Genomic DNA, 21,358 nt, shown 5'->3' with positions numbered 1-21,358 from the left:
CAACGGTTGCCGGTCTGGCACCATCGTTTGGACGTGGAGCAATGACAAATCATTGGAATGACCTGCAGCATACAGATGCAGCGCTAATTATGGGCGCAAACCCTGCTGAGAATCATCCAATCAGCTTCAGATGGCTGACAAAAGCAAAAGAAAACGGCGGTAAAATTATCAGTGTTGACCCGCGTTATACTCGGACATCAGCAGTATCTGATATTTACGCTCCTCTTCGTTCCGGAACAGACATTGCGTTCCTGGGCGGAATGATAAAATATGCACTCGAAAATAATCTTATTCACAAAGAATATGTTATTAACTATACAAACGCTTCCTTTATCGTAGCGGATGGCTATGATTTCAAAGATGGCTTATTCTCTGGTTATGACCAAGCAAAACGCACTTATGATAAAACAAAATGGGCTCTTACTGCGGGACCGGATGGAAAACCGGTAACGGATCCAACCCTGGAGAACCCTCGTACTGTTTTCCAATTACTGAAGAAGCATTATTCGCGCTATGATTTGGATACGGTTTCATCTGTAACAGGTACACCAAAAGAAGATTTATTAATGGTTTACAAGACATTCTGTGAAACCAGCAAAGTAGGCAAAGCAGGAACCATTCTATATGCAATGGGTACAACCCAGCATACAGTCGGTTCGCAAAACGTCCGTGCTTATGCGATTATCCAGATGCTCTTGGGCAACATTGGCCTGCCAGGCGGCGGAATTAACGCAATGCGCGGCGAATCAAACGTACAAGGCTCCACTGACTTTGGATTATTATGGGATAACCTGACAGGTTACTTGGCTATTCCTAAAGCATCAGTACCTGAGCACGCGACACTTGAGGGCTACTTAAAGAAAGAAACACCTCCATCAGGCTATTGGAGCAACAGACCAAAATTCGTGGTCAGCCTACTTAAGTCTTGGTACGCGCAAAATGCAACAGCCGAGAACGAATTTGGTTATCAATATTTACCTAAACCGGGGGCAAAGAACTACTCGCACATTTTCTTATTCAAAGCAATGTACAATAAAGAGCTTGACGGTGCGTTCCTGTGGGGTACTAACCCGGTTGTCGGCGGACCGAATGCCGGCAAGGAAAAAGAAGCACTTGGCAACTTAAAATGGCTGGTTGCCGTTGACCTTTGGGAAACAGAAACAGCGGCCTTCTGGAAAAAAGAAGCGGGCAGCGACCCATCGAAAATCAATACAGAAGTATTCCTGCTCCCAGCATCCGCTTCATTTGAAAAAGAAGGAAGTATTTCCAACAGCTCACGCTGGATGCAATATCGCTGGAAAGCTATTAATTCAAAAGGCGAAGCAAGACCAGACCTTGATATCATCCATGAGCTGGCACTTAAGCTTAAAAAGCTCTATGCCGGTGACTTGAGTGCACAAGCTGCTCCATTCCTGGCGCTTGATTGGAATTTTGGCAAAGGTGAGGAATGTGACATTGATCTAGTTGCCAAGGAAATCAATGGTTATGACCTGACAACAGGCAAGCTGCTTCCTGGTTTCGGTGCCTTAAAAGCTGATGGAACAACTACCAGCGGAAACTGGATTTATAGCGGCTTCTATCCTGAAGAAGATAAGAACAAATCAAAAAGTCGCGACAATAAAGACACGGGTGGACATAACTATCTAAATTGGTCATTTGCTTGGCCGATGAACCGCCGCGTTCTATACAACCGTGCTGCAGCAGATGCAAACGGCAATCCTTGGAGCAAGGAAAAAGCCATCATCTGGTGGGATGCCATCCAGAATAAATGGGTCGGCACAGACGTTCCTGACTTTAACGCAACCTTGGCACCTTCAGCACCAGGAGGTACAGGCGCAATCATGATGAATAAAGACGGAGTAGGGCTGCTTTATGCACCAACGATGAATGAAGGTCCTTTCCCTGAACATTATGAGCCGTTTGAAAGCCCGGTTCCAAATGCCTTCTCATCTGTGGAATTAAACCCGGCCGTGGTGATTCATGAAGGCGACTTTAACAAGAAAGGCTCAAAAGGAACTTATCCAATCATAGCGACCACCTACCGGGTATCTGAACACTGGCAGTCCGGTTCGATGACCCGAAACCAAGAATGGCTGTCGGAAATCGCCGGTTACATGTTTGTTGAAATAAGTGAAGAACTCGCAAAAGAAAAAGGCATTAAAAACAAAGATAAAATCACGGTCAGCTCAGCACGAGGTGAAATCACTGCATACGCAATGGTTACAAAACGTTATAAACCTTTCAAAGTAAGAGGCAAAGTCGTGCACCAAGTGGGAATGCCATGGCATTTTGGCTATAAGGGATATGTTACAGGAGATACAGCTAACCGCCTGACTCCGCACATTGGAGATGCTAACACGCAAATTCCTGAATACAAAGCATTCCTCTGTGATGTTAGGAGGGCTGACTAATGGCTAAAGAATATGTGAAATTCGTTGATGTGACCAAATGTGACGGCTGTAAAGCCTGCATGGTGGCCTGTAAAAACTGGAACGACCTGCCTGTTGAAGAGACAGCATTCCAGGGCAGTGCTCAGTCCCATCCAAAAACAACCGCCGATACCTGGAACGTCCTTCAGTACATTGAGCATGAGAATTCGGGAGGCGGTCTGGATTACTTGTTCCGCCACTCATCCTGCTTCCATTGTACGGATGCGGCGTGTGAAAAGGTATGTCCTGAGAATGCCATCAGCTATACCGATTTTGGTTCCGTTGTCATCGATCAAGACAAGTGTGTAGGATGCGGCTATTGCGTCCAAAACTGTCCGTTCGAAGTGATTTCTCTAAAGGAATACAAAGATAAAAACGGTAAAGAGTACCGTAAAGCTCACAAATGTACAATGTGTACCGACCGTTTGGAAGAAGGCTTGCAGCCTGCCTGTGTAACGACCTGCCATACTGGAGCAATGGAATTTGGCGATAAAGATGCGATGATCAGAAAAGCTGAAAAGCGCGTCCAAGAAATCAAAGACCGTTATCCTAATGCCCAGGTGTACAATCCGCAAGGCGTTGGAGGCACACACACCGTTTATGTTTTAGCAGAAAAGCCGTCAGTTTACGGGCTTCCGGAAAATCCAAAAGTTCCAACCTCCGCAGTTGCTTGGAAGGATTACGCACAGCCAATCGGCAAGATGATGCTGGGTGCCACCACGATGGCTCTTGTCGGTGCGTTTGTGACAAACAAGCTATTCAATAAAGAAGGCAAGGAGCAAGACGGAGGTGGAAGCAATGAGTAATCAGACAAAACCTGATGTAAAAGTTCGCCGCTTTCCAAAGGCGTTTGTTTGGGCCCATGCAATCAATGGGATTTCCTTCTTTGCGTTGTACATTACAGCACTGCCAATGTATACCGAATTCTTTGACTGGCTGTATCCGGTGTTTGGCGGCCCGGCCAACGCCCGGCTGCTGCACAGAATTTTCGCCGTCACATTTATAACGCCAACCTTGATCTTGTTGATTTTTAGCCCGAAGTTCCTGATGCTTTGGCTAAAAGAATTAATTACATGGAAAAAGCGCGACCTTGAATTTTTCGGCAGTTTCGTTAAAGAATTGTTCGGCTTTAAGTTTAAGCATATAAAACAAACCTTCTTCAACGCCGGGGAAAAAATTAACTCGATTCTGCAGATGTTCTGTGCAATTTTGGTTATTTGTTCAGGCTTCACAATGTGGTTTCCTGAGTATTTCCCGAGAGCTCTTGTGCAATGGGGCTACTTATTCCACAACGTCGGCTTCGCTCTTGGAATTGCCGTCATTGTCGGTCACATTTACTTGAGTGTGATTCATAAAAATTCAAGACCAGGCTACTCCGGTGTCATTACCGGCGAGGTTCCTGCACGGTGGGCAAAGGATCATTACCAAGAATGGTATGAAGAAGAGGTCAAAAAGGGTAACTTCCCTGAGTTGGATGATCCGAAACATAAAAAAGGCGCTTAATTTTATGAGGAAAGGGGCTGGCTGTCTGTCAAAGGCAGCCATTCCCATTAAAAAGTAGACTCTTTAGTGGGAGTACTGTCATTTTATTAGCGAATTTTAATGGTTTATTAGCGAATTTTAAGAGTTTATTAGCGAATTTCAGGATTCTATTAGCGAATTGAGTTTCATCCGCCAATTTTTAGAGCGAAAAACAAGGAGTTCCGTACTCAATCGGCGAATTTCAGGCTTCAATCGGCGAATTAAGACTTTCTATCGGCGAATTTCACAGTTCAATCGGCGGATTGCAGCCATCTATCGGCGAATCCAAAAATATCACAAAAAAAGAGGTGCAACAACGATGATTAAATCCGTTGTTTCAAAGGAATACCAGAGCTTGCAAAAGGAAATTGTTCAGCTTCAGGAAAAATGGAAGCAGATGATTAATCCGGATACGGTCAGGCCTAATCTGGACAAAGCGGCGCTGGCTGCAGGGGTACCTGCTGCCGCGTTAACGGCGATTGACTTTGAAATTTCACTATTCTTACAGTGGGTAGAGGAGATAACAGCCCTCCTCATAGAGACCAACCCAGATTTGAAACCAAAACTCGCTGATATTAGCAGTATGCTCAAGGAAGAAACGGCCATCCGCTGGATAGAGGAGGCATATTCCTTCAATAGCGTCTACTTTGAAAGGTTTGCTGAGGAAAATGGACTGGAACCATGGATTCCACAATTTTTAGCAGAAACCGCGCTCCGTCCGTATCTTCAACTAGTGGCTGAAAAAGTCCAGCCGGAAATCGACCGTGCCGTACCGGGTTCAGGCTGCCCTGTCTGCGGCGAGCCTGTAAGACTGGCAGTTTTGGAGGATGAGGGTAAAAAGGTCTGCCAATGTCCGCGCTGCCTCGCCCATTGGAATGCCAAGCGCCTGGAGTGCTCGCATTGCGGCAATGAAGACTATCAAAAAATCAAATTTTTAACGATTGAAGGGGACGCCGTTTCGCAAATACAGATTTGCGAGGAGTGCAACGGCTATATTAAAATTATTGATACAAGGCAATATATAGAAAAGCCGTCTGCTGCCATGATTGATTTAAATTCGATTCATCTCGATTTTGTTGCACAGGAAAACGGATTTACGGCGGTGGGCGAGAAAAAAGTTACTAAGTAAGAGGTGCTGTCGATGAACGCTTCAGCAATTATTTTATCAGGTGGAAAATCCAGCCGAATGGGCACCAACAAAGCTCTATTAAAAATAAATGAGAAAACTAATATTGAAAGAATTAGAGACACACTTAAGCACCGTTTTAATGGTATAATTCTGGTAACCAATCATTTTGATGATTATGAATTTTTAGAATTGGAAATGGTCGCAGATGACTATCCCGGTATGGGGCCGCTCGCCGGACTCCATGCCGGTTTGAAAGCTTCCGTAAGCGATGTTAATTTTGTCGCCGCTTGCGACATGCCGTTTGTGTCCGGGGAACTCGCCGAGACAATGGCAAAGCTATGCGGCGATTATGATGCGGTCATCCCTGTTATCAACGGGAACCAGCATCCGTTATTTGCTGTTTTTAGAAAATCAGTCGAAGCTGTGGCGGAAAGCTGTATTGCGGCGGGGAATCTCCGCATGAAACAGCTGCTGGACCGTCTAAATGTCCTTTATGTAACAGAAAAAGAGCTAGCAGGCTTTAGCCAAACAGAATTGGAGCGGGTCTTCTTCAACATGAACCGCCCGGAGGAATACGAAGACGCGAAAAAGTGGGCCGAAAGCGAACATTAGGGGGAGAAAGAGAACCATGCAATTTTTCAAAGTAAAAACAGTGGAAGAAACATTTGCCTTGATAGATGAAATGATCCCGGCAACCCAACAAACAGAAGTAAGAGAGCTTTCCGAAGCCCTTCATTATATACTAGCCGAGCCGGTGACTGCGAAGGAGAATGTTCCCGGCTTTGACCGCTCGACGGTCGACGGATATGCTGTCCGCGCGAAAGATACGTATGGTTCTTCCGAGTCCATGCCCGGCTTCCTGAACGTTGCCGGGGAAGTCAAGATGGGCGAGGTCCCCGATGTAAAAGTCGGCCTTGGACAAGCTGTTTACGTTCCGACTGGCGGGATGCTTCCGGTTGGCAGTGACAGCGTGATGATGATTGAACATTGTGAGGATGTCGAGGGACTCCTCAATACATATAAACAAGTGGCGCCCGGGGAAAATGTAATCCGGGCCGGCGAGGATATCCGCGAGGGCGAGATTCTCCTTGAAAAAGGGGTGAAACTCCGCGCGCAGGAATTGGGTGCCCTTGCTTCTTTAGGTATTACCCATGTCACCGTTTTTCGAAAAATAAAAGCCGGCTACCTGTCGTCCGGTGATGAGATTGTTCCTTACCAAACGGAGAACTTGGCGGTCGGACAAATCCGCGATATTAACGGGCTGACGATTGCTGGCTTGGCGAGCGATTGGAATGTCGAGGTTGTGTACGGCGGCATTGTCCGCGATGACTATGAGGAATTCAGCCAAAAGGCCCGCGAACTTTACGAACAAGTAGACTGCTTGATTATGTCAGGCGGCAGCTCTGTTGGGGCGAAGGATTATACAACTGAGGTCATTCAAACATTGGGTGAGCCTGGCGTGTTTGTGCACGGTATTTCGATTAAGCCCGGCAAACCGACGATTTTAGCGGTGGCGGACGGCAAACCAGTGATTGGACTGCCTGGCCATCCGGCGTCGGCGATGATTATCTTCAAGCTGTTTGGCGAGCGGATTTTGAAGAAGTTGTCCGGCGAACATCTCGTGCCGAAGCCTGGGCATATTTTTGCAAAAATAACGAAAAACATCCCGTCAAGCCCGGGCCGGTCGGATTATATCAGAGTCCGGCTTGAGGAAAGGGACGGCGAATGGTGGGCGGAGCCGATTATCGGCAAGTCCGGGTTGATTACGACGCTGGTGAAGAGCGACGGGATTGTGGAAATCAGTTCAGAAAAAGAAGGAGTTTCGCAGGGTGAGTATGTTCCTGTGATTCTGTCCAGGTAAGGGGAGCGACAGTCATGTATAAACGGAAAATTTACTTGGAAGATAAACCACGTTTCGAGGCGCGGGATGAAATTCTCGCTGCTTTTGAGAGTACTCCGGAAAAGGAACTGATTCCGACAGTAGATGCATTAGGGCGTGTGACGGCTGAACCGATTTTTGCACCTGTGTCGACGCCGCACTATCATGCTTCGGCGATGGACGGTGTGGCGGTTGTAGCGGAAAGCACGTATACGGCGCATGAGCAGAACCCGCTTCATTTAAAGCTGGGCGAACAGTTTGTTCATGTTGATACGGGAAATGCAATTCCGTCGCCGTTTAACGCGGTGATCATGATTGAGCACGTCCAGGTGTTGGACGAGGAGACGATTGAAATCATCGAGCCGGCAACTCCTTGGCAGCATATCCGGCCGATTGGCGAGGATATTGTCCAGGAGGAAATGCTGTTTCCGCAGGGTCATGCATTAAGGCCTGCTGATTTGGGCGTGCTAATTGCGTCAGGGCTGCTTTCGGTTCCGGTTGTGAAAAAACCTGTTGTGGCCGTGATTCCGACCGGTAATGAGTTAGTTGAACCAGGGCAAGAAATGGCGCCAGGAAAAATTGTTGAATTTAACGGGACGGTGTTTGCCAATTTTATTAAAGAGTGGGGCGGCGAGCCGCGCTTGCACCGGATTGTCAAAGATGAGCCGGAGAAGATTAAAGAAGCGCTTTTGGAGGCTTCTGAGACTTCGGACTTTATCGTCATCAATGCGGGGTCGTCGGCGGGGAGCAAGGATTATACTGTTCATATCATCCAGGAGCTTGGTACGGTTTATACCCATGGCGTTGCGGCACGGCCGGGCAAGCCGGTTATTTTGGGTAAGATTAATGGTACGGTTGTGATTGGCGTACCGGGATATCCGGTTTCGGCTTATCTGGCGCTGGAATGGTTCGCGAGGCCGCTTGTCTGCAAGTACTTAGGTGTGCCGGAGCCAGAGCGGCAGAAGGTTACCGTCAAGCTTGGCCGGCGCATCGTTTCGTCGATGGGCGCTGAGGATTTTGTGCGAATGAATATCGGCTATGTGAATGGCCAATTTGTCGCTAATCCGCTGACAAGAGCGGCTGGGGTGACGATGTCGTATGTGCGGGCAGATGGGTTATTGGTGGTGCCGCCAGATGTAATCGGCTATGAACAAGGAGAGCTGGCGGAAGTGGAGTTGCTGCGGCCGCTTGAGGAAATCCGAAATGCGATCATGTTTACGGGCAGCCACGATTTGACGATTGACCTATTGTCGTCGGCGCTGAAGCGGGTGCGGACCGAGATGAAAATTGTCTCCTCGCATGTCGGCAGCATGGCCGGCATTATGGCAATCCGAAAAGGCGAGGCCCATGTAGCGGGGATTCATTTGCTTGACCCTGAGACAAAACAATATAATATATCATATGTACGCAGGTTGTTAGCCGGGCAGGAGGTTGTCCTGTATCCATTTTTGAAGCGCAAACAGGGCTGGATACTGCCAGCGGGCAATCCGCTTGAAATCCGTGACGTGCGTGATTTGGTGGAAAAGGGAGCGAACTTTGTGAACCGCCAAAAAGGCGCCGGCACGAGGATTTTGTTTGATATGCTGCTGGAGGAAGCGGGGCTTGAGCCGGATGCGATTAAGGGCTATGACCGCGAAATGTTTTCGCATTTAGCAGTGGCTGCGGAAGTGAACAGTGATGCTTGTGGCGCTGGCCTCGGCATTTATCCGGCGGCAAAGGCAATGGGCTTGGAATTCGTTCCGGTTTCCGACGAAGAATACGATTTAGTCATGACCAGAAGCTTTTACGAAAGCGAACAGTTCAAGCTGCTAGCGGAAATCATCCATTCCCCTGCCTTCAAGGCTCAGGTGGAGAATATCGGCGGCTATCAAGTGGTGGAAAACGCCGAGCCAAAGCGCTTGGCTGAAGAGGTGAAATAATTGAAGCTTTACGAGATTTCAAAAGAACCAATTAATATACAGGATGTTATCGACAAGGTGGTCCAGCGCGAAGCCGGCGCGATTACGACGTTTATCGGTACCGTCCGGGAATTGACCTATGGAAAAAAGACGTTGTTTTTAATCTATGACGCATATGAAGCGATGGCTGTGAAAAAGCTGGAGCAGATTGGCCGCGAGATTGAAGAGCGCTGGGCGGGTTCTCAAGTTGCGATTACTCATCGGGTCGGGCGCTTGGATATTACCGATGTCGCGGTAGTGATCGCGGTGTCGACGCCGCACCGGGCTGATGCCTATGAGGCGAACCGCTATGCGATTGAGCGGATTAAGGAAATTGTCCCAATTTGGAAAAAAGAGCACTGGGAGGACGGCGAGGAATGGGTCGGCAACCAGCTCGAAACGAAGGCCTATCCGAGCGGAAAGCCTGAGGAAGGTGATTTAAGTGAATAAAATTTTGTTTTTCGCCCATTTGCGCGATGCGGTTGGCGAGGAGTTCCTGAGGCTTGATGCCAGCGGCAAAACGGTGGCTGAATTGAAGGCGGAACTCTCTGAGACGTACGATTTGCCGCGGATGGAAACGGTGATGACGGCGATTAATGAAGAGTTTGCTTCTAATGATGAAGTGATTAAGGATGGGGACGAAATCGCGTTTATCCCGCCGGTCAGCGGGGGCTGATTTTTTGATTCGCCAATAGGACGTTAAAATTCGCCGATTGGGAGCCTCGATTCGCCGATAGAAGTCTGAAATTCGCCGATAGATTGCAAAAATCCGCCGATAGAATGGAAACTTGTCCTTTTAAGAATGAATTTCCTTGCTGGAAACAGAAATTCTCTAATAGAATCACGAAATTCGCGGGCATTAAATATAAATCAATTAAAAACAGCTAATTTTACCCTAAAAGCTCGCCAAAATGGCGAGTTTTCTTCTAGAAAGGGGATCTTTATGAACGAACGCTACTCAAGGCAAGTTCTTTTTCCGGGAATCGGCAAGGAAGGCCAAGAAAAGATAAGAAATAAGCATGTGTTAATCATCGGCGCCGGGGCTCTGGGTTCGGGTAATGCAGAAATCTTGACCCGCGCCGGTGTCGGCAGATTAACCATCGTCGATCGGGACTATGTAGAAGCCAGTAACCTGCAGCGCCAGCAGCTTTATACTGAAGAAGATGTTACAGAAAAACTACCTAAGGCAGCAGCAGCTAAAAAGCGTCTAAAAGCAATTAATTCAGATGTTGAAATCAACGCCATCATCGGCGACGCCACTCCGGAGCTACTCGAGGAGCTGGCTGCGGGGGTCGACCTGATGTTAGATGCGACTGACAATTTTGAAACGCGGATGGCGATGAACGACGTTTCCCAGAAATACAACATTCCTTGGATTTACGGGGCCTGCGTCGGCAGCTATGGGATGAGTTTTTCCATCATTCCGGGAAAAACACCGTGTTTAAATTGCCTGCTACGGACGATTCCGCTTCAGGGAATGACCTGCGATACGGGCGGCATCATTTCTCCTGCCGTGCAAATGGTCATTGCCCACCAGACTGCGGAAGCGTTGAAGATGCTGGTCGAGGATTGGGATGCAGTCCGCCAGGCCTTTGTCAGCTTCGATTTATGGAGAAATCAATATACAAGCATGAAAATGTCAAAGGCCAAATACTCCGGCTGCCTATCGTGCGGCGAGGAGCGGACATATCCTTATCTCGACCGTGAAAATATGACAAAGACCACAGTCTTGTGCGGCCGCGATACTGTGCAAATTCGTCCTGCCACACCTGGGGAAATTTCGCTAGAAAGGCTCGCAGGCCAGCTTAGCTCGCTCGGCTACTATGTAAAAGGCAATCCATATTTAGTGTCAGTGGAAATGGGCGAGGAGCGGATGGTCATCTTCCAAGACGGCCGGGCCCTTATTCACGGCACAAAAGATTTGACCCATGCGAAAACAATTTATCAAAGGATATTAGGATAAACTAAGAAACCCGAATCTTTTAAGATACGGGTTTTACATATTTCAACAAGTTTCACGTGGAACATTTGAAATATGTCGAAAGCCTGTAAAAGACTATTTTTTCGAAAAAAAGCCGATACTCATGTAGAATAAAATAGAGACCGAAAATGAGGAGTATTTGAACGTGAATATATCTGTCCAAAAATTATTAGCCAAAATGGAAAAAGAACTGAATCAGGCACGGGCAAGCCATAAGGAAGAAAGCTTGCGGGAAAGGGTTTACTCTATTAAAATATTATGCGAATTGATATTGGAAGAAAAGCAGACCGGACGGGATGTGCAGCCTGCTGCGGCCGCTATTCAGCAAGCAACAGCAACTCAAGTATTGCAGCATACAGCCTATCAGCCCGCTGTTTCGCAGCCGATTTTTCAACAGCCAACAGTCACTGCACCACAGCCAAAAAAATTGGAACTGGACGATGAGGCTAATGGTGATTCACTGTTTGATTTTTAAATAGAAAAGCGGAAGCGCCTTGACCAGCCCCGACAAGCATAAGACAAGCCGGCGAGAAGGCTGTTCTATAGCCTTCTTGACGGATTGTCTGTAGACCACAGAGGGGCTAGGCGCTGCAGCTAGACAAAAGGAGAGAATAATAACATGAAAACTTTTATTGTCATTGGCGCCATCAATGCCTTTTTGGCAGTCGCACTTGGTGCCTTTGGAGCACATGGACTAAAGGACAGATTAGATGCTCATTATCTTGAGATTTGGAAAACCGGCGTTACCTATCAAATGTTTCATGCAACCGGTATTTTAATCATTGGCCTGCTGCTTGGAAAAGTTGCAACTAGCTCTTTGTTTACCTGGTCAGGCTGGTTAATGCTTGTTGGTATCATTTTATTCAGCGGCAGCTTGTATCTATTAAGCTTAACAAAAATTGGCCCGCTTGGTGCCATCACCCCAATCGGCGGCGTTTGCTTCCTAGCGGCTTGGGTATTGATGATACTTGGAGCGGTAAAACAATTTTAATCATGAAAAAAAGCATTGAGACCTTATTGCTCAATGCTTTTCTCATATTATCTAGGCGGGTAAGTACCTAATTGCGGACCTGCGCCGTAAGGATATTCATACTCTATTTCTTCAGCAAATGTGATGTAATCGACGGCTACCATTGGAATCAGGAAGCGGGTGCCTTTTTGCGGATCGCTTAAGATGACATGGTCGCGGCCGGCTGCCTCGATAATTCCTCTAAATTCTTTGGCATTCCACTGTGTGTTGCCTTCAAATGTAGCAAATACAGATACAAGCTTGCCTTTGTTTAGGCGTAAAATATTCTCAATATACGATTGTTCAATTGGCAGCATGCCTGGAACGGCGCCGCCTCCTGCTGGCGGTCTTGGTGGAACAGCTCCTCCCGGCGGAAAGCCTCCTGACTGAGTGGGAACAAACCCCTGCCCGCCAGCGATTGGCTGGGCTCCCTGCATTCCGGCTGCACCACCAGTATAGGGCTGAAATCCTTGAGGATTATAATATTGGCTCATTTTTTTCCCTCCTAAAATATAAATCAATAGCCCAACAATCTATACATACTCGGAAACCTATAATTGGTTCCTACTTCTCGCTGTTTTATTAGTATGAGGGAAAGTTCGAGGATATGACTTTAGGACGAGGTGCAAATGAAAAAAGCTCCCAGCTTTTTGAGTTGGGAGCTTTTAAACGAACGAGTTATACGTGTAAGAACTTTGGAATGCGCTCTTCCTCTAACAGGTTGCCAACAAAGAATGCGCCGAATTCGCCGTAGCGGGCGCTGACTTCGTCAAAACGCATTTCATAAACAAGCTTTTTAAATTGCAGCACATCTTCCGCGAACAGGGTTACACCCCACTCGTAATCATCGAAACCGACGGAACCGGTGATGATTTGGCGGACCTTGCCAGCATATTGGCGGCCAATCATGCCGTGGCTTCGCATTAGATTGCGGCGCTCCTCCATCGGCAGCATGTACCAGTTATCATTGCCCTGGCGGCGCTTATCCATTGGATAGAAGCAGACATACTGTGTTTTTGGCAGAGTAGGATACAGGCGTGCCAAAATTTGCGGGTTCTGGTACGGATCCTCTCCGGCAGGCAGGTAGTTGCTGAGCTCGACAACGGACACATAAGAATGAGCCGGCACGAGGAATTCAGCAAATTTGGTTTTGTTGAATTCGGTTTCAATTTGGTTCAGTTCTTCCATTGTCGGGCGCAGGATCATCATCATGAAATCTGCCTTTTGGCCTACGATTGTATATAAAGCATGGCTGCCTTCTTTGCGTTCTTGGGTGGTGTTCCATTTTTCAATCAGACTTAAAAACTCGTGAATCGCCGCTTGGCGCTCATCTTCAGAAAGCATCTTCCAGGTGGTCCAGTCCACAGTGCGGAAATCATGCAGGCAGTACCAGCCGTCAAGCGTTTGTGCTGCTTCACTCATTAAAATCACTCCTATGTAATCATTCTTCTTAAACAACCATAACTATACCATAGTTTGACCAAGGTTTCCCCAAATAAACCTTTAGTGGATATTTTTATGAAAAAAAGAGAATAGTAAAAAGTAGAGTGTCATTTTTTGAAAAAATAAACTTCTCAGTGAAAACGCTGTCTGTGATGAACATCGCTTGAAAAATTAATTTGGTAAAGTATCCTGATTTAAAGGAGTTTTTTTAAAGGAGTGTTTGGTGTGGATTTGTTTGAAGGATTGAAGAAAAAAATTTCCGGACGTGGCTTGAAAATTGTTTTCCCTGAAGGATTGGATGAGCGGATTGTCAGAGCGGCCAGCCGTTTGGCGGAGGAAAACCTGCTTACGCCAATCTTGGTTGGGAATATTGAGCAGGTTCAGGCAAAAGCGCAGGAGCTTGACGTATCCTTGGATGCTGCGGAAATTTATGACCCGGCGAACTACGCGGGAATGGATGAACTTGTGGCAGCGTTTGTGGAACGCCGCAATGGAAAAGCAACCGAAGAGGATGCCCGCAAGATTTTATTAGATGAAAACTACTTTGGCACGATGCTGGTATATACAAATAAAGCACATGGGCTTGTCAGCGGTGCTGCCCACTCAACTGCCGATACCGTCCGCCCGGCCTTGCAGATCATCAAGACAAAGGCTGGCGTGAAGAAAACCTCAGGCGTGTTCATTATGGTCCGCGAGGACGAGAAATATGTGTTTGCGGATTGCGCGATTAACATTGCACCTGACAGTATGGATTTAGCGGAAATCGCGATTGAAAGCGCGAAAACGGCGGAGAAGTTTGATCTTGAGCCGCGTGTTGCGATGCTATCGTTCTCAACGAAGGGCTCTGCGAAGTCGGAAGAAACGGAGCGGGTTGTGGCCGCTGTTGAAGAGGCGAAGCGCCGTGAACCGTCGCTTGTGCTCGACGGGGAATTCCAGTTTGACGCTGCCTTTGTTCCTTCTGTGGCAAAAAGCAAAGCGCCTGGCTCCGTGCTGCAGGGCGACGCGAATGTATTTATCTTCCCTAGTTTGGAAGCGGGAAATATCGGCTATAAAATTGCCCAGCGCTTAGGCGGCTTTGAAGCCGTCGGCCCGATTCTTCAGGGCTTGAACGCACCGGTGAACGACCTCTCCCGCGGCTGTAACGAAGAGGACGTTTATAAGCTGGCGTTGATTACGGCGGCACAGGGATTGTAATGATATTTTGAGGGCTGGTCCGAGGCTGGACTGGCTCTTTTTTTCGGGCCCGATTAGAATTTGTAGATATCTTGCGAAATTGTGTAGATATATCGTGAAAATTGTAGATATCTGAAAAATTTTTGTAGATAAGTTGCAGAAATTTGTTGATATAAGACAGAAACGTGTCGATATCCTCCTTTAAGAGAGCCCAAACTATTTTTTCCTGTAGCATTTTGATAAAATAACCCCATCATACCGTACAAGGAGCAACCAAAATGGAAGGTTTATTGCGACAAACACAGTGGCGGATTATTGACCAGTCCTCGGTCGGGCCGCATTTTCAGGCGCTTCAGTCTTTTGGCATTGATGACACACTGTGTGCCTCGGTCGGAGCGGAACAGGCCCCGGCAACAGCGCGCACGTGGGTGCATTACAACACGATCGTCCTCGGCATACAAGATACAAAACTGCCATTCTTACAGGAGGGCATTCAATTTTTACAAGAAAAGGGCTATCAGTCTATCGTCAGGAATTCCGGCGGACTTGCCGTGGTTCTCGATGAAGGAGTCCTTAACATCTCGTTGATTCTTCCGGAGGCGGAAAAAGGAATCGACATCAACCGCGGCTATGATGCGATGTGGGTGCTAATCCAGCGGATGTTTGCTGATTACACGCAGCAAATTGAAGCGAGGGAAATCGTCGGTTCCTACTGCCCGGGCAGCTATGACCTCAGCATCGGCGGGAAAAAATTTGCCGGCATCTCGCAGCGCCGTTTGAAAAAAGGGGTGGCAGTCCAGATTTATCTTTGTGTAAACGGGAGAGGGTCGGAGCGTGCCGAACTCGTTCGCGAATTTTATCAGATTGCCAAACGGGATGAGCAAACTAGGTTTGCATATCCGGAAATCGTCCCGGAAGTCATGGCCTCACTGTCAGAACTGCTCGGAGTTGAACTTAGCATAGGAGATGTCATGCTCAGGCTCTTAACGGAGTTGAAAAATAACAGTGACAGGCTGTTTGCCGGCACGTTAAATGAATACGAGCTGGAGCTTTTGCCTGGCTACCACCAGAGAATTGTCGAGCGGAATGAAAAGCTGGCGGAGATGTAGCGAATCCGGCAAAGCCTGCTGCCGTTACAGCTTTCCGCCAATGGTGGGCCTTATCCGCAAGTTGGAAGGCTCTATCCGCAAGTCAGCGCGCTTTATCTGCAAGTTGGCAGGCCCTATCCGCAAGTTGGAACTGGCGTGGAGTGGATTCACGGAGCTTATTTTTCAAACCAAGCAAAAAAGCCGTCACATCTTTTGTTAAAGAATGTACGGCTTTTTTTGATAAAGATGCTGTGCGTCTCTCTCCCAGTGCTTTCTGTCTAGAGAATTATTCGGCTACCTTTTCGAGGTTCCCGTTGCGGTCCATTTTGAACTTTGTTGCCGGACGTTCCTCTTCCTCAAAAAGAACAAGCTTGCGGGCGCGGTTCATGATCTTCATGAGGGTCTCGTAATCTTCCTGCATCGTTTCGCGGTTATCCTCAAGATCCCTGACTTTCGAGCTCAATTCCTCATTCTGCTGTCTCAGGTCAGCAATTTCTCTTTTTAATCTTTCATTCTCAGTTTTTAATACATCATTTTGCAGATTGGAATGTTTAAAGTTTTCCAAGAAAGCAATGATGGTATCCATTGTGAGACCTGATGCGGATGTTGTCACGGCTGGCCTGTAGGTCTGTACCGGCGCTGTTTGCGCTTGCGTCTGCACCAATGCTTCTACTGCCATTTCAACCGTCATGTCCTGCATTTCAGCAGGGGCCTCAGGCATCACTTCACTCTGAACGTTTAAAACTCCTAAATCTTCGGAGACTGGAACCGGCGGATTGTAGAGAAGCTTTTTCTTGCCGCCCTGATCCTTTCCTAGGATTCTTTGTCTTTGTTTGCGCTGTTTTTTCGCTAATTGCAACGCTTTTTCATAGCGATGGCGGACAACGGCGTTCCATCTGAAACCGCAGGCTGCGGAGGTCCGGTTCAATTTGTCTCCTACCTCTTCAAATGCGTTCAGCTGGGTGCTGCCCTCCCTCACGTGTCTGAGGACGGTTTCAGCCAATAGCAAATCGTCTTCATCTGTCCATGCATCTTGACGAACTTTCATATGTTTTCATCTCCCTAACATAATTTCCAAATGATTTGCCGGGCAAATTCCGGCGAAATTATAAAAAGTTCTAGTCTTATGATGGACAAGTTTTCTAGGCTTTATACCAAAATGGTTAAAAGGATAATAGATTTTTTTGCTAATAGGTAAATATAAAGCAGCGATTTGGGTGATTGCTTTAGTTATGCCGATTAGCGGCTGTTGTGTGGCGGTTTATTGAGAAGTAGAACCCTAATTGCTAAACTTTGCAACTTGCATTGAAAACAGAGAAAATGTAAAATACGTTAGTAGTTCAATGTGCGGAACTGAGGTTTTAAATTTTTTTCAAAATGTGATTTTTCTCATTGTAATTTCAATATGGTAGTTGGTTAAACTATTATTTATAGATTGTTTTTGTAGAAAGGGTTGTAATAAATGTCCAATGAATTTCGCGTGTGCGACGATTGTCAAGCCGTAAATTTAAAGACATTGATCCCTCGTCTGAAAGAGATTGACCCGAATGCCGAAATCAAAATCGGCTGCCAGTCTTACTGCGGACCCGGCCGAAAAAAGACGTTCGCCTTTGTCAATAACCGCCCGCTCGCGGCCCTGACAGAAGAGGAATTAATGGAGAAAATCAATAAAAAGCTAAAATAATCACCTTTGAACACTGGGCTAAGGTGATTTTTCTTTGTGTGAACGGCAGATGTCCACCCGACGGACAATGTCCATGGGCGGTACCTGACACCACAGCCTTGTCGAAAAATACTGAAGAAAATTGTTGAATTTTGGATGATTTACCCTTTTAGTGGGGATATAATAGAAGCAAGAATATCAGGAAGAGGGAAATCAATGGTGTATTCGGCGGAAAAATTGAGCGAAGAAAAAGTGTTTAAGGACCCCGTCCATCGCTATGTCCACGTCCGCGACCGGGCAATTTGGGATTTGGTCGGGACGAAGGAGTTTCAGCGTTTAAGACGCATTAAGCAGCTGGGGACGACCTTTTTGACCTTTCACGGTGCAGAGCACAGCCGATTCAACCATTCCCTTGGCGTTTACGAAATTGTCCGCCGGATTATCGATGACGTGTTCGAAGGAAGACCGGAATGGAACGACGATGACCGACTTCTCACGCTTTGCGCGGCCTTGCTGCACGACCTCGGCCACGGTCCGTTTTCCCACGCCTTTGAGAAAGTGTTCGGCTTTGACCATGAGGACTTCACCCGTGCGATTATCCTCGGAAGCACAGAGGTAAACAGGGTCCTCCAAAGAGTCAGCCCGGAGTTTCCTGAGCAGGTAGCCGAAGTAATCGCGAAAACCTCGGAAAAGAAGATGGTCGTCAGCCTGATTTCCAGTCAAATAGACGCCGACCGGATGGATTATCTACAGCGCGATGCCTACTTTACCGGGGTAAGTTATGGGCAGTTTGACATGGAGCGGATTTTAAGGGTGATGCGCCCGCGCGAGGACCAGGTCGTCATTAAAAAGAGCGGCATGCATGCGGTCGAGGATTATATCATGAGCCGCTACCAAATGTACTGGCAGGTTTACTTCCACCCCGTCTCGCGCAGTGCGGAGGTTATTTTGACAAAAATCCTCCACCGCGCCAAGGAATTATTTAAGAAAAACTATTCTTTTAAACATGAACCGATTCACTTTATCTCTTTTTTCACGGAGCAAGTGACGTTAGAAGACTATTTAAAATTAGATGAATCTGTGATTATGTACTATTTTCAGATGTGGCAGGAGGAGGCCGACCCCATTATAAGCGACCTCTGCCGCCGTTTTGTCAATCGGAATTTATTTAAGTATGCCGAATTTGATCCTGCCAAGGAATATAAAAAGCTCGCCGAATTAACGTTGCTTTTTGAAAAAGCAGGCATTGATCCCGAATATTACTTGGTGGTCGATTCTTCATCAGATCTGCCATATGACTTTTACCGTCCAGGTGAGGAAGAGGAACGGCTGCCGATTCATCTGTTGATGAAAAATGGGGACTTGCGGGAGCTTTCACGTGAATCGGAAATCGTCGATGCAATTTCGGGAAAACGCAGAACGGACCACAAGCTTTACTATCCGGCTGATTTTCTTGAGGACACTGCCATTGGTGCAGAGTGGAAAAAGAAAATTCGCGCCCTTTTACAATAAGTATTGTTAAATGGAGTAGGAGATGACGAACATTGCTGAAAGATCATGCCAAACTGATGCAGGCAATTCTAGTTTCCGGTGAAATAATCGGAAGAAAAAAGCTGCAGAAGATGATATATATTGCTAAAAAAATTGATTTTCCGTTTCAAGACCGCTTCCAATTTCACTTTTACGGCCCATACTCTGAGGAATTGACCACTCGTGTGGAGGAGCTTTGCAATATGGGGTTTCTTAATGAAGTGAAGGAGAAAAAGGGCGGATATTATCAATATCGCTATACATTGACCGATTCAGGCAAGGAGTTTTTGAGTCTAAACGAAGTGGACATGCCTTGCTTGGAGGATTGCCTGACCGATATGAATGACCAGAATGCTAGATTCCTTGAACTGGTTTCGACGGTTTTATATTTTGATAATCTTCCAAAGGAAGAGGTTGCCCAGAAGGTGTTCACTTTAAAAAGCAGCCAGCGCTACACTGAGGAAGAAGTCGATGAGGCTTATCGGTATATTGAAGTATTGAAAAAAAAAGTAATCGAATAAGGATTGTAGGTTGAAGCGCTTGGACCCGTTTAGGATGTCCAGGCGTTTTTTGTAGGGAATTTTTATCTTGTCCATATCCATTTTTGTTAAAATTTGTTATGATTTGACTATCAGAATGGGTGATGGAGGAATGGAACGTGGGTGATTTTACAGGATTGGTGGCAATTATAATGTCACTGGGGATCCCAATTGTAGCGATTGTTGGGGCATTTTCAATAAAGAAAACAAAATTGCACGCCGAGATGGTAAAGGATCAGTTGGAACTTGAAAAGGTTAAGCACCAAAACTACTTAATTGAAACGGAAAAAATGAGGCTCGAACTCGAAAAAATACAGCTGGAAAGCCCAAAAAACGACTTTAAACTATAAGTATAAAAAATAAAGTGTGAATCCAAAGCAAGACTTAGCGGATTCACACTTTATTGATTTTATTCGGGGTAGTGTCCACCCAAGGCGGACAAAAGTCAGCAAGCGGTGCCTGAAACCCTATTTGTCGCTGAAGCGAACTCCTGCTCTTGCGTAGTGGTTTTTGCTCATTTCTTCGATGAAGATGGTGATGTTTTCTTTTGGTGCGCCGGTGGTTTCGCTGACAGCGTCGGTTACTTTTTCAACGAGCGCTTTCTTTTGATCCTCAGTGCGACCTTCAAGCATTTTAACAGTTACATATGGCATACTAACTTCCTCCTTTTAATGGGTCATGATTGTAGTGTTCCACAAACAGCCAAAATGTGCAAGAATCGTCGGCACATTTGGTTTTCTTTTTCCATGCGGTTTCATGTATACTTAAAGGAAACTAGAGAGATACCAAGCTGTTTTTTCACGAGAGAGGAGAAACCCATTTGGAAGGTTTTAGTCGCTTTTTCGCATACCCGTTGGAGCTGGTTCCCTACGTCGCGATTACGCTCGTGTTTGCCTTTACATTTCACGAATTTGCCCATGCTTATGTTGCCTATAAATTCGGCGACCACACTGCCCAAAAGCAAGGCCGCCTGACGTTAAACCCGCTGCAGCATCTTGATCCATTCGGGACCATTTTAATTTTTATCGCTGGCTTTGGCTGGGCCCGTCCTGTTCCGGTCAATCGCTTTTTCTTTAAAAAGCCGCGCCTTGCCGGAGTGCTTGTGTCAGTCGCCGGGCCGCTAAGCAATTTGGTGCTGGCTTGCCTCGGCTTTATCATCGCCTATGGGCTGAACCGGTTTGGGGTCAATGCACCAGATCGTTTATATGATTTTTTTGAAATCTTTATTCAGCTCAATGTGGTATTGTTTATTTTTAATCTGCTTCCCCTGCCGCCGCTTGACGGCTACCGGATTGTCGAAGATTTGGCGCCCAATGAAGTCCGGGCCAAAATGACACAATATGAACAGTATGGGATATTAATTTTTCTGATATTAGTCATCACACCGCTCGACAGCTATACGATTCAGCCGATTTTTAATGTTGTCGTCCCGTGGGTGGCTGGTGGATTAAGCAATTTCTTTTATGGTTTGTTTTTTTAAAGGAGGTTTATAGCATCAATGGAAGAAAACAAGAAAAAACTAGGTTTTAATATTATTAAAAATGACCCGACGGACGGGCACAAGGGCTATGGCAAGGGTGCGTTGAGCCTTGATAATGTATCGCCGGTCATTATTGACGTCAATGCCGGAGAAGCAGAGATTGATGTCGGTGCGATGCATGCCCGCAGCGTCGTTGAAAAAGGGATCAAATTCCTCCCGAATCAGGACGATGTGCCAAACGGCAAGCCCTATTGGCTTGTGTGGGTGACAGTTGACCGCAAGCCTGAAGGTCCTTATTATGCTGGAGTGACGGCCTGTTATATGACTGTTGACCGTGAAATCCGCCGCGGCTACAAGTCGCTGCCAGAGCACGTTAACCGCATGGATAAATCGCTGAAGCGCCACATTATCGTCGACCATATGGACGACAAATCGAAAAAGGTGCTAGCCGATTTCTTGCGCGGCCATAACGAAGATTTATGGAAGAATTCGACCGATGAATTGAAAAACGGCTTGCAGGCAGAATAGTATATTTTGGAAAAATCAAGCCCCTTTTG

Annotated in this window: 23 protein-coding genes and 1 pseudogene; 20 read left to right on the top strand and 4 right to left on the bottom strand. The window is 46.7% G+C overall.

Features of this window, described 5'->3' with window-relative positions; all coding sequences use genetic code 11:
• Positions 1-5: 5 nt before the first annotated feature.
• From fdnG to ACZ5B7_RS29700, 12 genes and pseudogenes are all read left to right on the top strand, one after another.
• Positions 6-2,411, top strand: a pseudogene (fdnG, locus tag ACZ5B7_RS29755) (formate dehydrogenase-N subunit alpha); the annotation flags it as partial.
• Positions 2,411-3,235 carry a 4Fe-4S dicluster domain-containing protein gene (locus ACZ5B7_RS29750; protein WP_464492123.1) on the top strand — a complete coding sequence of 275 codons (825 nt, stop codon included), beginning with the start codon at positions 2,411-2,413 and terminating at the stop codon, positions 3,233-3,235. The pseudogene fdnG and the gene ACZ5B7_RS29750, both read left to right, overlap by 1 nt.
• Positions 3,228-3,932 carry a formate dehydrogenase subunit gamma gene (locus tag ACZ5B7_RS29745; RefSeq protein WP_464492122.1) on the top strand — a complete coding sequence of 235 codons (705 nt, stop codon included), beginning with the start codon at positions 3,228-3,230 and terminating at the stop codon, positions 3,930-3,932. Before ACZ5B7_RS29750 ends, ACZ5B7_RS29745 begins: the two co-directional genes overlap by 8 nt.
• A 337-nt stretch (positions 3,933-4,269) precedes the next feature.
• Complete coding sequence (locus ACZ5B7_RS29740; protein ID WP_464492121.1) at positions 4,270-5,079, top strand: formate dehydrogenase accessory protein FdhE; 810 nt, start codon at positions 4,270-4,272, stop codon at positions 5,077-5,079.
• A 12-nt stretch (positions 5,080-5,091) separates the two neighbouring features.
• Positions 5,092-5,691, top strand: coding sequence for a molybdenum cofactor guanylyltransferase (gene mobA / locus ACZ5B7_RS29735; RefSeq protein ID WP_464492120.1), 600 nt, complete (start codon positions 5,092-5,094; stop codon positions 5,689-5,691).
• Between the two features lie 16 nt (positions 5,692-5,707).
• Complete coding sequence (locus ACZ5B7_RS29730; protein WP_464492119.1) at positions 5,708-6,940, top strand: molybdopterin molybdotransferase MoeA; 1,233 nt, start codon at positions 5,708-5,710, stop codon at positions 6,938-6,940.
• A gap of 14 nt (positions 6,941-6,954) precedes the next feature.
• Positions 6,955-8,877, top strand: a complete 1,923-nt coding sequence (locus tag ACZ5B7_RS29725; RefSeq protein WP_464492118.1) for a molybdopterin biosynthesis protein — start codon at positions 6,955-6,957, stop codon at positions 8,875-8,877.
• The gene (locus ACZ5B7_RS29720) at positions 8,878-9,345 is read left to right on the top strand and encodes a molybdenum cofactor biosynthesis protein MoaE (protein WP_213147930.1); all 468 of its coding nucleotides are present in this window, start codon (positions 8,878-8,880) and stop codon (positions 9,343-9,345) included. It abuts the gene before it with no gap.
• Complete coding sequence (moaD, locus tag ACZ5B7_RS29715; protein WP_464492117.1) at positions 9,338-9,571, top strand: molybdopterin converting factor subunit 1; 234 nt, start codon at positions 9,338-9,340, stop codon at positions 9,569-9,571. Before ACZ5B7_RS29720 ends, moaD begins: the two co-directional genes overlap by 8 nt.
• 267 nt (positions 9,572-9,838) lie before the next feature.
• The gene (locus ACZ5B7_RS29710) at positions 9,839-10,858 is read left to right on the top strand and encodes a MoeB/ThiF family adenylyltransferase (RefSeq protein ID WP_464492116.1); all 1,020 of its coding nucleotides are present in this window, start codon (positions 9,839-9,841) and stop codon (positions 10,856-10,858) included.
• 163 nt (positions 10,859-11,021) lie between these two features.
• Positions 11,022-11,351: a YwdI family protein gene (locus tag ACZ5B7_RS29705; RefSeq protein ID WP_464492115.1), complete on the top strand. Its 330-nt coding sequence runs from the start codon at positions 11,022-11,024 to the stop codon at positions 11,349-11,351.
• Between the two features lie 144 nt (positions 11,352-11,495).
• A complete protein-coding gene (locus tag ACZ5B7_RS29700) occupies positions 11,496-11,867 on the top strand; it encodes a DUF423 domain-containing protein (protein WP_464492114.1) in 372 nt (123 codons plus the stop codon).
• A 47-nt stretch (positions 11,868-11,914) separates the two neighbouring features.
• On the opposite strand, the gene gerQ is transcribed toward ACZ5B7_RS29700, so the two are convergent.
• Together gerQ and hemQ are read right to left on the bottom strand one after the other, a co-directional pair.
• Entirely contained in the window at positions 11,915-12,379 is a 465-nt protein-coding gene (gene gerQ, locus ACZ5B7_RS29695) for a spore coat protein GerQ (RefSeq protein WP_464492113.1), read from the bottom strand.
• 184 nt (positions 12,380-12,563) lie between these two features.
• Positions 12,564-13,307, bottom strand: a complete 744-nt coding sequence (hemQ, locus tag ACZ5B7_RS29690) for a hydrogen peroxide-dependent heme synthase (RefSeq protein WP_423800152.1) — start codon at positions 13,305-13,307, stop codon at positions 12,564-12,566.
• Between the two features lie 246 nt (positions 13,308-13,553).
• Between hemQ and pta the strand changes: the two genes are divergently transcribed.
• Together pta and lipL are read left to right on the top strand one after the other, a co-directional pair.
• Entirely contained in the window at positions 13,554-14,522 is a 969-nt protein-coding gene (gene pta, locus ACZ5B7_RS29685) for a phosphate acetyltransferase (RefSeq protein WP_464492112.1), read from the top strand.
• A 257-nt stretch (positions 14,523-14,779) separates the two neighbouring features.
• Positions 14,780-15,610 (top strand): octanoyl-[GcvH]:protein N-octanoyltransferase, encoded by an 831-nt coding sequence (gene lipL / locus ACZ5B7_RS29680; RefSeq protein ID WP_464492111.1) that lies wholly within the window; start codon positions 14,780-14,782, stop codon positions 15,608-15,610.
• A 265-nt stretch (positions 15,611-15,875) separates the two neighbouring features.
• On the opposite strand, the gene ACZ5B7_RS29675 is transcribed toward lipL, so the two are convergent.
• Positions 15,876-16,637: an RsfA family transcriptional regulator gene (locus ACZ5B7_RS29675; RefSeq protein ID WP_213147938.1), complete on the bottom strand. Its 762-nt coding sequence runs from the start codon at positions 16,635-16,637 to the stop codon at positions 15,876-15,878.
• Positions 16,638-17,051: 414 nt separating this feature from the next.
• On the opposite strand from ACZ5B7_RS29675, the gene ACZ5B7_RS29670 reads away from it, so the two are divergent.
• From ACZ5B7_RS29670 to ACZ5B7_RS29655, 4 genes are all read left to right on the top strand, one after another.
• Entirely contained in the window at positions 17,052-17,273 is a 222-nt protein-coding gene (locus ACZ5B7_RS29670; protein ID WP_213147939.1) for a YuzB family protein, read from the top strand.
• 195 nt (positions 17,274-17,468) lie between these two features.
• A complete protein-coding gene (locus ACZ5B7_RS29665) occupies positions 17,469-18,764 on the top strand; it encodes an HD domain-containing protein (protein WP_464492110.1) in 1,296 nt (431 codons plus the stop codon).
• Positions 18,765-18,796: 32 nt separating this feature from the next.
• Entirely contained in the window at positions 18,797-19,303 is a 507-nt protein-coding gene (locus ACZ5B7_RS29660) for a YwgA family protein (protein ID WP_464492109.1), read from the top strand.
• 137 nt (positions 19,304-19,440) lie between these two features.
• Positions 19,441-19,671: a hypothetical protein gene (locus ACZ5B7_RS29655; protein ID WP_464492108.1), complete on the top strand. Its 231-nt coding sequence runs from the start codon at positions 19,441-19,443 to the stop codon at positions 19,669-19,671.
• A 117-nt stretch (positions 19,672-19,788) separates the two neighbouring features.
• Here ACZ5B7_RS29655 and ACZ5B7_RS29650 read toward each other — a convergent pair whose 3' ends face one another.
• On the bottom strand, positions 19,789-19,974 hold the full coding sequence (locus ACZ5B7_RS29650; RefSeq protein WP_423800147.1) for a 2-hydroxymuconate tautomerase: 186 nt from the start codon (positions 19,972-19,974) through the stop codon (positions 19,789-19,791).
• Positions 19,975-20,141: 167 nt separating this feature from the next.
• Between ACZ5B7_RS29650 and ACZ5B7_RS29645 the strand changes: the two genes are divergently transcribed.
• Positions 20,142-20,801, top strand: coding sequence for a site-2 protease family protein (locus ACZ5B7_RS29645; RefSeq protein WP_464492107.1), 660 nt, complete (start codon positions 20,142-20,144; stop codon positions 20,799-20,801).
• Between the two features lie 18 nt (positions 20,802-20,819).
• Positions 20,820-21,329, top strand: coding sequence for a YwhD family protein (locus ACZ5B7_RS29640; protein WP_464492106.1), 510 nt, complete (start codon positions 20,820-20,822; stop codon positions 21,327-21,329).
• Positions 21,330-21,358: the final 29 nt, after the last annotated feature.

The sequence above is a fragment of the Neobacillus sp. S1115 genome, from assembly GCF_055385565.1.
This window is presented reverse-complemented; position numbering and strand designations above follow the sequence as displayed.